The organism is Nostoc sp. NMS9 (genome assembly GCF_017114995.1).
Taxonomy (GTDB): Bacteria; Cyanobacteriota; Cyanobacteriia; order Cyanobacteriales; family Nostocaceae; genus Nostoc.
Genome location: NZ_JABXKL010000088.1, coordinates 79,697 through 92,913 on the forward strand (window position 1 = coordinate 79,697; position 13,217 = coordinate 92,913).

A 13,217-nucleotide genomic window follows, 5' to 3' on the forward strand; every position below is an offset into this window, starting at 1 on the left:
ATTAATCTGAATTTTTATCTGTAATTGTCCTTAAGTAGCTAAGGCATTAGTACCGCAAAGCGTAATTCGTAGTTAAGAATTCTATTACGAATTACGTTAGCATAGCGTTAGCGAAGTACGAGCGTCCGTAGGAGCGTCATTACAAATTATTTTAAGCAATACTCCCACGCTTTCTGGCTTCTTTGTAAGAAGTTCCCACGTTTTTCAAACCAGCTTTAATCATTTGTTGTTCGAGAAGAGCAAAGAAACGCGCTCTATCGCCACCTTTTACTACTGCTTGATTATGCGCTTCGGCGATCGCTACAGGATAACCATACCCTTTTTGTACTTGTGCTAACATCAGTCCCAGTGCTTGATCTAACATGGTTGTATTCTCTGCTACCCATGCTGGAACTTCGATCCTAGCGATTTCAGTGCCAACGTGGACGTAGCAAAAGTAAATTGTTTGATCGCCATAAAGTTCCAAAATGGGAGAATTGCTGCGCCACAAGGTACTACGTTGTCCTGGTTTGAGTCGGGTTCCCCAAACAGAAGTATCTCGCAACTGTTCAAAAATTTTACAAGCTACTTTTTCTAGCTGATTTGGGCAATGACTTTTACAGTCTGGCGCTGGATGGGGACAAGCTAATAACCGTAAAAAGTTCATTGTTTCGATGCTACGAGAGGCGCTAAGATAGCCCATCAACGGAATTCGAGCATCACGCATCTGCTGCCAAGCTTCCAGAATGGGCGGTAAAATGCGATCGCGTGCATCCATCGGCAATTGTTCTAAAAACCAGTAAATTAGCGAACCATCTACCATTGCTAGCGCTGGCGTTTCTCCTGACGCTGCACTACAGGCAAGTTCTGCTAACACCGTTGTTTCTGAAGCAGTGCGGCGAAAACTCATCCATTCCTCAGTTCTAATTCCCCACTGCCGAGACATATATAAATCTTCTGGGCGGTAAAATACTTCTGGCAAACTATCGAGTAGCGGATGGCGATTTTGTCCGTAGTGCAAGACGACTCTGCCAATATTTAGCAGATAACAGTAAGCAATTTCATGATGGTTGGGGGCAATTTGAGAACCATCGGTAGCGATGACAGTATGAATTTTTGGGGGAACTGGGATATCGATGCAGGTTTCTAGTGGCTCAATTGGGGTAGCATTAGCAAAGAGAATGCGATCGCGCCATTTTTCCTGGCGATCGATTAAATCTTGTTGACACTCGTAAGCATTTTTTAAATGTTGTTGTGCCAGTTCTAAACGCTGACGACTGGCAGCAGCTTCTAAAGTAAGATGCTGACTTAAACCCTGCATTTGTCGCGCCAGTTTTGTTAGATCAAGCATAAAAGTAAGTGTGAAGTGAGGAGTGAATACTTGTGAGTTATTATTTCACCTAATTTTATAAAACACATAGTTTGATTTATATAGATATCTTGCAAAAGTCCCTAACACCCCTCCCCTTAGTAAGGGGAGGGGAGACAAAGCATAGCTTTGGCGGGGGTGGGGTTCTTATTTGTGATTTATGCAAGAGGTCTAATAGACATGTCCAAAAATTAAATATGTGTTATTCAGAATCCTTGTAGAGACGTAGCACTGCTACGTCTCTTTTTCACTGGATATTTAATATATTAAAGCCAAGCTGAGAAATCTTTGGCAAACTGAGAAAGTGATAACAACTGAATTCGCGGATCGTTTTGAGCAGCTTCCCTTTCTGCTTGGGTATTATAGCCCCAGTCTGCAAGGAAAAGTTTCACATCCTCAAGGTCTGCTTGCTGTTGGACTATCTGTAATGTCTTGAGCCTATCTTCTACAAACCAGAGACTAACTGGCTTGTCTTCTGCTGACTGGATTAATTCTCGCAAAATTTCATATTTGAGACGCTTGACTTCTTTCCCAAAGATTGCTTCTGGTGGTAAATTCACTCCTTCTTGTTGCAACAACTGCTGTACAAAACGCCCTTCTTTAGTTGTCACAATATAGAGCTTAACTCCATTGTCAATAGTTAATTTTATTTTTTCTACTACAGCCGGATAAAATCTATGCAGACTCAGCCAACTACCTAAATCCGTAGTAATCCATTCATCTCGCTGGTTATCTAGTTTCGCACCAATTTCTCTTGCTTGTAGCTTGTCATTTAACAAAATTTTTGGGGCAATGCTTATCCATTCATGAAGAATCTTTTCGTCAGGAATTCCATCTATCAAGGCTTTAATTAAAATGGGCATTTCCCAACCCGTTTCAATAACAGGCCTTAGTCGATAGAATCTCAAAGCTAAATCATCTGGCGGTGTGTCGTTAGCAGAAGACCAAATTTCACAGTAGGTACGCCATGCTACCTCAAAATATTCAATTAATCCGTCGCAAATCACTCCATCAAAGTCCAGGGCTAAAATTTTGGGACTACTTGCGGTCATTGGTTTGAGAATGAAACTGCTGTTGTCAGCTTATCCGACAAATTTAAATCATGCAGTATTTTTTGTTAGTCTTTTATAATTCATAACTTGCGGAAAAAGTATGGTGGGATTGTGACATTTGATTGGTTACTGGTGGGTTAACGAGGATCTACAGCAGGTTTGCGATCGACTAAACGAATTTGGTTTTGCTTGACTACTACAGTGATTAGTGGTAAAGAACGTTTAGCTGGCCCATGAACAACTCGACCCTGAGAATCGTATTGAGATCCATGACAAGGACAAATAAAGTGATTCTTCTCAAGATCCCACTCGACTGTACATCCTAAATGGGTGCAGATTGGACTGATAGCGTACTCAGCAATTTGTGGCCCGTCTTGAATAATCAGATAATCAACGCTACGATCTGGCAAGCCTTTTACCAGAATCGGAATTCCTGACTTTGCGGTTGCTAATAGTGCATTATCCTCAATTTGCTTGCCATCTTCAGTCAGTGCCACCGATCCTGGAAGATAATTTTGACAGCGTGAATTCTTTGGATAAAGTGAGCAAAGGGTTTCTAAGTCTATCTCACGACTTTGGCTGACTTTGGGAAATAGATATCCGATAGCTACTGATGCAACTGTAGTACCTAGCATATAGGTTAAGAAATCCCGGCGCGTTTTTATCTTCGCTGGAATTTTGCCATTACTAGAAGAATGTTCCATGATGATTCGATTTCCCGACAAAGGTCTACTAATATACTACGGTGCGATCGCATTAATATTAATGTACATTTGTGTTTGCTATGGGTTCATTTTCATAAAATTTGCTTTTTTTAAGAGTTGCGCCTGAACTGTAGTTTTTAATTATTATTTATTCCTGGAGTATGAGGTTATTTATAAGCTTCAGAGCTAGGCTATAACCTAAGATATGTTCCCTCACAAAATCTATTCATCAAAATATATTCTCAAACTCTCTCCAGAGAAAGAACTCTTTATGCCTTTGATTTTTTAAGCTGTTCTTAGTCAAGTTCTATATTTTAATAACTGAAAGCGCCATGAGTGATAAGAATCAAGAAAATCAAATTAATCAACCAGTAAGTGAAGATCGGGATTCTCGTGAAAAGCCAGATGTGAACGAAAGAAACTTAACCGCGAATCCAGGAGATAGAATTTCTGATCAGCCTCAATCAATTGAAGAGAAGGCTAAACAGGCAGCTGTTGATGATGTACCAGATATTACAGGTGACAGAATCACAGTCCCGACTTACTTCGTTGTGGATGAACCCAACGGCGAAAAGAAGGCACTCCACCACGTTAAAGATGCTGAAGAAATCTCCGACGTAATTCGGCAGGCACGACTTGACGAAAATGGAAATCGAATTTGGTAGTAGTTGTTTATGGAAGACGCAGGGATACAGAGAAGTTATCAAATACTCTCTGCTTCTTTGCGTCTCGCGCTGACAGCAGATTGAAGATATTTTCCTCTGCATTGGAATACACTCTAAATTAAATCAGAATCTTTAGTTGTATTATCATTTATTTCGCTCCGAATCTTTGTAACTTCTTTTCTTATTTCTTCTAGTGAGAACTCAGTTCTTTTTGTCTGTAGTCTAAGCCTTTTATATGCTTCATCTAGTGGGTAATGCATTACTTCCATTTTTCCATCTGAACCACTGAGTCCATTGATATTCTCCATAATTGACACCGTTTCTAATTCAGCTTCTAACTGCTCAATCGTTGACAAATTACCTTGCAAAGCCTCCGGCAAAATATCTTGTAGCTGATACACAGAAACACCAATTTGCTTATGCATATCTCGTAGAGAATATTCGGCAATTACCTTATTTTTACTCTTGCACAAAATCATCCTGTAGGCTGATCATCTGGTTGCCTTAATAAATCATCCACCGCACTAACATAGAAATTCATCTTACCGGAATACTCTGGTTTGAACTCTTCAATTTTTAGGTCAATCACTATATAGCAGTGTAAATGTGCGTGGTAAAACAACAAATCAATATAAAAGTCTTCACCACCAACTTCAAGATGGTATTGACTACCTAAATAACCAAAACCAATTCCTAACTCTAGTAAAAAATCACGGATGTGGTTGATTAAAGCACGTTCCAAATCGCGTTCCAGAAAATCTTCCCCTAAATTGAGAAAATCAAAAGTGTAGGGGTATTTTAACAATTGCTGTACTAATTCTGATTGTGCTTGAGGTAAAGTGCGGTTAAAGTTGGTGGTTACTTTACCCTGACGGTGATATAACTTGCTTTCAATCTGGTGAACTAAAATATTCCGACTCCATCCATGCTGGATAGTTTGTTGTACATACCACAAGCGTTCTGTTTGGTCTTTAACAGTATCCAAAATCCGAACATTATGACCCCAGGGAATTAGTGCAACAACTTGTTGCACTAATTGCTCATCTGGATAAGCTTCGGCAAATGCTATAGCAGAATTCAAAATTTAGGAGTAAAACACTCTTTCTAGCTGGGTAATAGACTTAGCTTGTTTACCTCACCAACTTGAAACTTGCTGTATACAAGTATCCAGCATTCTGTCAGGATTTTTGCTGTATCGGCGAAAGAAGGCTGTGAGTGAAATTTGCCATAATTTACGCAAGAGGGATCGCCACAACTTCAATATTTTTTCATTAAAAACATTTTTTAGCGCCCAAAGATTAAAATTTCTAAGAAGTCATCACTTGTACCTTTGACATCAGAGTGTATAGTCTGAATAATGTTCTTACGTAAAAATCCATACTTATATATAGACTCATATTTGATTTTTGCTAAATAGACTCAGAGCAAAACCCGATCGGGCTTGCTCTCGGTTAGCTTGGCTTTTAAAAATCAAATGTGATTGTTATATAAACTGGTATTAATAGGGTTGCATTATGCATTTCTCGAATTCAAGAACCAGCTTAAAAACTCGTCAAAAAAACAATAAAATAGGTACATTTATTTTGACTCATAACAAAATTGTACTGCTTACTGGATATTTAATCACTCTACCAATTTGTACATTGATAATTTTATCCTTATTATTACCCTTATTCAGTGCTAGCTTATTTGCTTGCATTGGAAACTCGTACCACTCTACATCGATTCCTTGGATAGATAATGCATCTGAATGCGAACATACTGGCAGAAATTGGAGCGATCGCAAGTGTTGGGATAATGAACACAATCCTATGTTCTGAATGGAGATTGCACTCATAAGGTATACAAACAATTAGAACTATTGCCTAATTTGACAAAACAGGCTAACAGCTTTGGAGTTAGATCAAAATGGATCTGTAACGCTGTGTGTAACTTTTACTCAAACCTAACCTCCCAGGCCCCTTTCATTTGTTGATTGCAAAATAATCATCATTAATATGCAGTTATCGCATTAATACGGATTTACTATAGCTTCATAGATGCGATTCTAAATGAGGGAATAAAGATGGATACCCCTGGTGTTTACCAGGGGCTTTTTATTTGGCAGCTACGCCTTAAACGTCAACACCGGACTCAATCGCGCCACAACGTCTACCATTTCTGCCTCAACCTGCACATCAATCACAGACTGAATCGGTTTGTAGGCAGCAGGTGCTTCCTCAATTCGGCGTTCTTCACGCAGGGTAATGCAGTCTACTCCGGTTAATCCCAGTTCTGTCTCACTTTGAGATGCACCTTTGCGACTAAGATCGAAGCGAGAACGAATTCTTCCCGCCCCATGTGAAGCCGAATTACAAAATGCTGCATTCCCTCTACCCACCATCAGATAAGAATAAGCACCCATTGAACCAGGGATAATCACTGGTTGCCCTGTATGGGCGGGACAAGCGCCCTTGCGTGTTACCCATCCTTCACCTTCTGACAAGGTGATGTTATGGGGTAAGTCATAAACTAGAGGTGCTTCCACATCTTTGTATACTTCCCGTAAACGCAGACGTAGCAATTCTGCTAACAACAGGCGATTGATAAAGCCATAGTTAGCAGCAGTGGCTTCAGCTTGCAGGTAACTGGCAACTAGTTCAGGGTGAGAATAAATAGAGAGAGGAAAAATCTGAGAATCAGGGTACTTTAGACCTTTCTGCCAAGTTGCCTTAGCTTTATCTCGCCACATTCCCCCAATATACTTACCCACGTTTCGAGAACCAGAGTGAATCATAAAAGCTAGCTGTCCCTCGCGCACTCCCCAAGCGTGGGCAAGTGGGCGATTTTCGACTTTATCAACCTGTTGCACTTCGACAAAATGATTGCCGCCGCCAATGGTTGCCAGTCCGCCATCGCGTACTAGTCCAGCATCGGGAACCAATTCTTCAGGTGCAAGTTTCCAGTCACCATTCATTGAACCACCTAAGAAGATGCGTTCGCTCTCTTGGGCAAGTTGCTGCAAATCAGATTTGACTACGCTCCCCGTAGCCCTATCTAGCATGGCATCCAGGCAACCGGGAACTCCATATTGAAACAAAGCTTGCATTGCGTGAGCAGTCATCGTCACATCACGTGTACCGAAGAAGTAATCCCCCTTCATCCGTTCTACGAATTGGTCGCGCTTTGCCAGGAATTCTTCAATTGTCAAATCAACGACATGCAGGTGCATTCCACAATTGATGTCAGAACCAACAGCACCAGGAATAACTTGACCCACAGTTTCTATGACTGAACCAATGGCAACACCCGCATCACCTGGGTGAAAGTCAGGCGTAGCACAGGCACGACAAACGCATCCACCTGACGGGTGACGGACGCTTGCTAAATTTGCTAACTGCTTCAATGCCTTAGCTTCTACGGGGAAGTCTTCAGGTAGTAGTACTTCTGCTACAGGGGCATCAGGAGAATTAACTAAACGAACTGAATAAGTGCGATTGTTATAAGTTACATCCAAACCCTGCCGCTCTAAAGCACGCAGGAGACGTTTCAGATTTTTTGGCTGCATGAAAACTCTAAATAAGGTCTTAAAAAAGACCTTTTGTTGTGAAGAGATGAGGAGACTTGGGTTCAGCAGCCGCGTCTCAATTAGTGCGGAAGGTCATTTTCCCAGAACTGTTGGGAAAACAACAGGTTAATTCTGACTAATGTGGTTATATAGCCTTAATAACACACAGTTTCATCGGATGACAAGTGTTTTGTAGTACGTTGTATTTTGGATGGGCAATGGTTACTCAGTCAAACCAAAGTTGTAAAGAAATTTGAAGTTTAGCGAAAAACTTTTAAAAATCTCTAGACTCTCCAGCCGGCTAGAGAGTCTAGGATGAATTCAAGGCGACTCTCAACCAGAAATTTCTGATGTGTGAGGGATACGTCTCAGTCATCCAGCTCGATCTGGCTAAGTTGTTCATTTTATCCCGTAAATCTATGACTCTCCAACTCACAGTTCCCAACATGGCTTGTTCTGCTTGTGCAAGCACCATCACCAAAACACTTCAGGCAGTCGATGCCAATGCTAGCGTTCAGGCCGATCCAACAACCAAGCTTGTCAGTGTAGAAACTCAAGCATCAGAAACAGCAATTAAGGAAGCGTTAGCTGCTGCGGGTTATCCAGTTGCTTAATATTTTAACAAGAAAGCAGGAGGCAGATAGCGCAGCGTAAAGCCTTCTCTTCTCCTTCTCCTGTCGGAGACGCTGCGCGAACGGAGATAACGCGAACGAGAGGCTTCTCTTTCAGAGACGCTAACGCGAACGGCAACGGCATAGCTTCTCTTAGAGCGAGTCCGCAAGCGTCGGACAAGGAGGCAGAAGGAATAATGTCTGGAGCCTCCTGCCTCTTTCACGCTCCTCTCACACCAATCACAGGGGTTTATCTATGGATACTCTCACACTCAAACTCCGAGGCATGAGTTGTGCCGCTTGCGCCAACAACATCGAAAAGGCAATTCGCTCTGTTTCTGGGGTAATTGACTGCAACGTTAATTTTGGAGCAGAGCAAGCTACCATCAAATACGATCGCTCTCTAGCGAATTTAGAGAAAATCCAAGCTGCGATCGCATCTGCGGGATACTCTTCTGACTCACTCCAGGAAGAATTGCTTTCCGAAGAAGATGATGCTGAGAAAGCGAGTAGGCAAGCATTACAACGCCAACTCTCCCTCAAGGTAGTGGTGGGAGGTGTAATCAGCATTTTCCTACTTTTGGGGTCGTTGCCCATGATGACTGGACTGAACTTACCCTTAATTCCAAGCTTCTTGCAAAATTCTTGGGTGCAGTTAGTGCTGACAACACCCGTCGTGTTCTGGTGTGGTGGATCTTTTTACCGGAATGGCTGGAAATCCCTCAAGCGCCATACGGCGACGATGGACACGTTAATTGCTTTGGGTACAAGTGCAGCGTATCTATATTCTTTGTTTGTCACTGTTTTTCCAAGATTTTTTATTACTCAGGGCTTAATACCTCATATTTATTATGAAGTCGCCGCCATTGTCATTACCTTAATTTTGTTGGGGCGTTTGTTAGAAAATCGCGCTAGGGGACAAACTTCTGAAGCTATCCGCAAACTCATCGGACTGCAAGCTAGAGATGCCAGAGTTATCCGTGATGGTAGAGAAATTGATGTTCCCATCGCCGAAGTCAGAATCAACGATGTGATTTTAGTGCGTCCTGGTGAAAAGATTCCGGTAGATGGCGAAGTGATTGCAGGCGCTTCGACAGTAGATGAAGCGATGGTGACGGGTGAAAGTTTGCCAGTCAAAAAGCAGCCAGGAGATGAGGTGATTGGGGCGACGATTAACGGTGCGGGTGCATTTCAGTTTCGGGTGACACGAGTCGGAAATGATACATTTTTGGCTCAAATTGTCAAACTAGTGCAACAAGCCCAAGGTTCTAAAGCACCAATTCAGCGTTTGGCAGATCAAGTCACAGGATGGTTTGTACCAGCTGTAATTGCGATCGCGATCGCTACTTTCGTGATTTGGTTTAATTTCACAGGCAACCTTACCCTAGCAACAATGACAACGGTGGGTGTACTGATTATCGCTTGTCCTTGTGCTTTGGGTTTAGCTACCCCCACATCTGTAATGGTAGGGACGGGCAAAGGTGCGGAAAATGGCATCTTGATTAAAGGCGCTGACAGTTTAGAACTAGCACACAAAATTCAAACCATCGTTCTAGATAAAACCGGCACTTTGACTCAGGGTAAACCTACGGTTACAGACTTTGTAACTATCAACGGCACAGCTAATGGTAATGAAATCCAGCTTTTACAATTAGCAGCAACGGTGGAACGCAATTCTGAGCATCCTTTAGCTGAAGCGGTTGTAAAATACGCCCAGTCTCAAGAAGTGAGTTTAATAGATGCAAAGAACTTCGTGGCTAATGCAGGTAGTGGTGTCCAAGCAGTTGTTTCAAATCAGCTTGTGCAAATTGGTACACAACGCTGGTTAGCAGAACTTGGAATTAACACCATGAGTCTCCAGCAGTATAAAGATGCTTGGGAAGCGGCTGGTAAAACAGTCATTTTGATTGCTGTAGATGGGGAACTACAAGGAATAATGGGTATTGCCGATGCCCTAAAACCTTCGTCAGCAGCAGTGGTGAAAGCCTTACAGAAGTTAGGTTTAGAAGTAGTAATGCTTACCGGAGATAATCGTAAAACTGCTGATGCGATCGCTCTACAAGTTGGCATCCAGCGAATCTTTGCCGAAGTGCGTCCAGATCAGAAGGCGGCGATTATTCAATCCCTGCAAAGAGAGCAGAGGGGCAGGGGTGCAGAGGTGCAGAGGGGCAGAGGAGTAAGGGGAGAGAATTCTCGTAAATTCTTACTCAAAACTCAGCACTCCCTTGTCGCAATGGTAGGTGATGGCATAAATGATGCGCCAGCGCTAGCACAGGCTGATGTCGGAATTGCCATTGGGACGGGAACAGATGTAGCGATCGCAGCTAGCGATATCACCCTAATTTCTGGAGATTTGCAAGGAATTGTGACAGCAATTCAACTAAGCCGCGCCACCATTAACAATATTAAGCAAAATCTCTTCTTTGCCTTTATTTACAACGTCATTGGTATTCCTATTGCGGCAGGAATTCTGTTCCCCATCTTTGGTTGGTTACTTAATCCAATTATCGCCGGGGCAGCGATGGCTCTTTCTTCGCTGTCTGTTGTTAGCAATGCCCTTAGATTGCGTAACTTTCAACCAAAAACTACCTCATAATTGCAGGGTAATTTAGCAAATGTTCAGTAAAAAAATGCTTTGGGGAAGCCTGATAGCTTTAGTGTTTCTCACTAGTACATCAGGTGTAACATTAGCAGAAATGCCAGCCCATTCATCAGAGCAAACCAGCCAATTTCAAAGCATTGAGCAACCTTTGGGCTTAAAAATTGGTGTTGCGATCGCAGGTTTAGCCTTAATTGGACTAGAGTTGTGGTGGTTTCTTGTTTATAAAAGTCCTGATTCCTGATTGGTGTCAGTCCTGAGAGGTGTTTTGAATAATCGGACAAATTGTCTTCTCATAATGGTCGCTGATGTTCTTCCAGCCTGAAAGTAATCCTTTTATTTCAGAGCGTAAAGTTAACAGCTGATCGATTTGGCGATCGATCTGCAAGACTTTATCTTCAAGCTTTTCTTTGATTTCACCACAGGGAGTTTGCCCTTGGTCGTAAACCTGAAGAATATTTCTAATCTCTTCTAGGCTAAGACCAAGATTTTGCGCCCTTTTAATGAATGCTAGACGAGTTAGCACATCCAATGAAAACTGGCGAAAGCCTCCCTCTGTTCGTCTCAATGAATTGATTAAACCTAAACTCTCGTAATAACGAATTGTCCTAATGGGTATTCCAGTTAAATCTGTTACCTGACCAATTAAAAGCAGTTTTTTCTCTTGAGTTAACATGGTAGATTTTCCCAACTCTTGTAATTATTATTACATATTTTGCTAAAGTTCAAGTGCTTTGAGAGTCAAACAAAATATTAGCATCAGTGTTGGAACTTTTTATCTAATTAGAGATTTTACTAAGTTGTAAATTTTCAAATATCTATTTTAAATGGATATTTGGGATTTAGCTGATATTAAATTGACATAAGTTTGACATTTATAATAATATTTGTTCAATATTTTACCTGATGATTTTTATCCATTTTTTGAGTAGCTGTTTCTCATGGTACTGAAAGTAACTGTTTTTTTGAAGTTTTCATGTTACTTCTAGATCAACTGCTTCACTTCAAGTGAAACCATAAAAATGAATCTCAACTCGCAGGCTTTTAGCTCAATCCGTAAACCTAAAATTTTCAATAATCCAGAGCGTTTTATTGAGGGATGGTATTGGGTAATACCCTCTCAAAATCTGCGGGTGGGTGAAGTAAAACCTGTCACGATTTTGGGTAGAGAATTAGTAATTTACCGTGGTAAAGACAAAAGAGTAGTTACCTTTGATGCCTACTGTCCACACATGGGCGCTCATCTTGCTGAAGGCAAAGTTGAGGGGAATGCACTACGTTGTTTTTTCCACCACTGGAAGTTTGATGCTGAGGGGATGTGTATTGATATCCCATGTTTAGATGTACCACCTTCCTTAAAGTTACAAACTTGGCCCACTGCTGAGAAGTATGGGATGATTTGGGTTTGGACTGGAGAAATACCGCAACAACCTCTACCTTTTGTTCCAGAGTTAGAACAAAAAGAGTGTCATGTCGCCATCCATTCCCACTTCTTGCTGAACTGTCACCCCAATGTGGTAATGATTAATGCAATTGATGCTCAACACCTCAATACAGTTCACAAATTGCCACTAGAAATTATTTTTGAAAGACACGAACTAAACGAGAATGCGATTATCTTCAGTAATACTACACCCATAAAAGATAATTTCTTTTTGATTAAGCTTATCCGTCTTTTCTACAAAAATGTCATAACTTACAGTATTTGTTATTGGTACGGTAGCATTGGCATTGTGACACTTGGCCCTGATTTCTTCCATGTCCACATGATGGTTGCAGTTCGCCTTCACGAAGGCGGAAAAACTGAAGGTCAAGTTGTGTTGATGACTAAAAAACGTAAAGGAATTTTTGGTTGGTTATGCAATCGAGTTGTGCTATGGCTGACTAAGATTGCAGCTAAGTACTTTCTCATGGGTGACATCAAGATTCTTCAAACAATTCAGTTTGATTTGAAAACTCCTATCAAAGCAGATCACTCAATTATGCAGTTTATTAACCATGTTGAAAAACAGCAATCCCTAATGTGGGGGACTTGGCAAGAAATGCGATCGCGCGATGTGGAGAGCAAGCCCAAGCGTGAAAGATGGCAAGATACAATGAGTAATGACTAACATCATGTCTATATGACCAAAATTCCGTCAGACTGCTGGGCCAAATAAACGCACATGATATCATAACTATTGTCAACAATCTTTGCAACACATGAATCGTTTGTAGGGGCGTATAGATGTACGCCTCTAGCAATGAATATCTAGCAGATATTTGGCGAAATGGTATAACAATTAATAAAGGTTAAAAGTTCAACAAAGTTACTTCTAACTTTTAATCGATTTTTTACTGGACTACTAGATAAATAAAAAGAAGTGGCAAAGCCACTTCCTAATTCCCAGGTAGAACCTAAGTTATGAGTATAACGACTACAAAGAATTGAAATAGTATAAACAAACACCAATTAACTGAATATCTCTATTTTCCTTGTTTCTAGGTGAGTAAATCCTGATTTACATGCACGAAATAACTGTATATTTACATAAGTCTCATGATTGCAATCCAGACTCAATTTTATCTAGTTCATCGCTAAGATGTGCCAGTTTTGTCTGTTCATCAAGAAGTTGCTGTTCTAATTGAAACTTAACTAACCTGAGTTCGGGATAAGGAAAGGGACAGGTAGTAAGCTGAAAATAGCGTTAA

Annotated in this window: 12 protein-coding genes; 5 read left to right on the forward strand and 7 right to left on the reverse strand. The window is 41.2% G+C overall.

Translation table 11 applies throughout. The annotated features are described in order from the left end of the window. Positions 1-151: 151 nt before the first annotated feature. The 3 genes from HWQ40_RS28645 to HWQ40_RS28655 form a co-directional block, all read right to left on the reverse strand. Entirely contained in the window at positions 152-1,330 is a 1,179-nt protein-coding gene (locus HWQ40_RS28645) for a DNA double-strand break repair nuclease NurA (protein ID WP_292784966.1), read from the reverse strand. Positions 1,331-1,614: 284 nt separating this feature from the next. Further along, on the reverse strand, positions 1,615-2,400 hold the full coding sequence (locus HWQ40_RS28650; protein WP_292784968.1) for an HAD family hydrolase: 786 nt from the start codon (positions 2,398-2,400) through the stop codon (positions 1,615-1,617). 137 nt (positions 2,401-2,537) lie between these two features. Beyond that, positions 2,538-3,104, reverse strand: coding sequence for a Rieske 2Fe-2S domain-containing protein (locus tag HWQ40_RS28655; protein ID WP_292784970.1), 567 nt, complete (start codon positions 3,102-3,104; stop codon positions 2,538-2,540). 332 nt (positions 3,105-3,436) lie between these two features. Here HWQ40_RS28655 and HWQ40_RS28660 point away from each other — a divergent pair, with 332 nt between their 5' ends. After that, the gene (locus HWQ40_RS28660; RefSeq protein WP_292784971.1) at positions 3,437-3,769 is read left to right on the forward strand and encodes a hypothetical protein; all 333 of its coding nucleotides are present in this window, start codon (positions 3,437-3,439) and stop codon (positions 3,767-3,769) included. Between the two features lie 113 nt (positions 3,770-3,882). Here the strand turns inward: HWQ40_RS28660 and HWQ40_RS28665 are convergent, their stop codons facing one another. The 3 genes from HWQ40_RS28665 to HWQ40_RS28675 all read right to left on the reverse strand — a co-directional run bounded on the left by HWQ40_RS28665 (position 3,883) and on the right by HWQ40_RS28675 (position 7,316). Continuing rightward, positions 3,883-4,194: a hypothetical protein gene (locus HWQ40_RS28665; protein WP_292784972.1), complete on the reverse strand. Its 312-nt coding sequence runs from the start codon at positions 4,192-4,194 to the stop codon at positions 3,883-3,885. Positions 4,195-4,244: 50 nt separating this feature from the next. Beyond that, positions 4,245-4,850 carry a PDDEXK nuclease domain-containing protein gene (locus HWQ40_RS28670; RefSeq protein WP_292784974.1) on the reverse strand — a complete coding sequence of 202 codons (606 nt, stop codon included), beginning with the start codon at positions 4,848-4,850 and terminating at the stop codon, positions 4,245-4,247. A 1,026-nt stretch (positions 4,851-5,876) separates the two neighbouring features. Beyond that, entirely contained in the window at positions 5,877-7,316 is a 1,440-nt protein-coding gene (locus tag HWQ40_RS28675; RefSeq protein ID WP_292784976.1) for an RtcB family protein, read from the reverse strand. Positions 7,317-7,735: 419 nt separating this feature from the next. Here HWQ40_RS28675 and HWQ40_RS28680 point away from each other — a divergent pair, with 419 nt between their 5' ends. The 3 genes from HWQ40_RS28680 (at position 7,736) to HWQ40_RS28690 (ending at position 10,770) form a co-directional block, all read left to right on the forward strand. Continuing rightward, positions 7,736-7,930, forward strand: a complete 195-nt coding sequence (locus HWQ40_RS28680) for a heavy-metal-associated domain-containing protein (RefSeq protein WP_094350009.1) — start codon at positions 7,736-7,738, stop codon at positions 7,928-7,930. Positions 7,931-8,183: 253 nt separating this feature from the next. Continuing rightward, positions 8,184-10,523, forward strand: a complete 2,340-nt coding sequence (locus tag HWQ40_RS28685) for a heavy metal translocating P-type ATPase (RefSeq protein ID WP_292784979.1) — start codon at positions 8,184-8,186, stop codon at positions 10,521-10,523. A gap of 19 nt (positions 10,524-10,542) precedes the next feature. Beyond that, on the forward strand, positions 10,543-10,770 hold the full coding sequence (locus HWQ40_RS28690; protein ID WP_292784981.1) for a hypothetical protein: 228 nt from the start codon (positions 10,543-10,545) through the stop codon (positions 10,768-10,770). Between the two features lie 6 nt (positions 10,771-10,776). On the opposite strand, the gene HWQ40_RS28695 is transcribed toward HWQ40_RS28690, so the two are convergent. Further along, positions 10,777-11,202, reverse strand: coding sequence for a heavy metal-responsive transcriptional regulator (locus HWQ40_RS28695; RefSeq protein ID WP_292784983.1), 426 nt, complete (start codon positions 11,200-11,202; stop codon positions 10,777-10,779). A gap of 346 nt (positions 11,203-11,548) precedes the next feature. Here HWQ40_RS28695 and HWQ40_RS28700 point away from each other — a divergent pair, with 346 nt between their 5' ends. Continuing rightward, the gene (locus tag HWQ40_RS28700; RefSeq protein ID WP_292784984.1) at positions 11,549-12,637 is read left to right on the forward strand and encodes an aromatic ring-hydroxylating dioxygenase subunit alpha; all 1,089 of its coding nucleotides are present in this window, start codon (positions 11,549-11,551) and stop codon (positions 12,635-12,637) included. Positions 12,638-13,217: the final 580 nt, after the last annotated feature.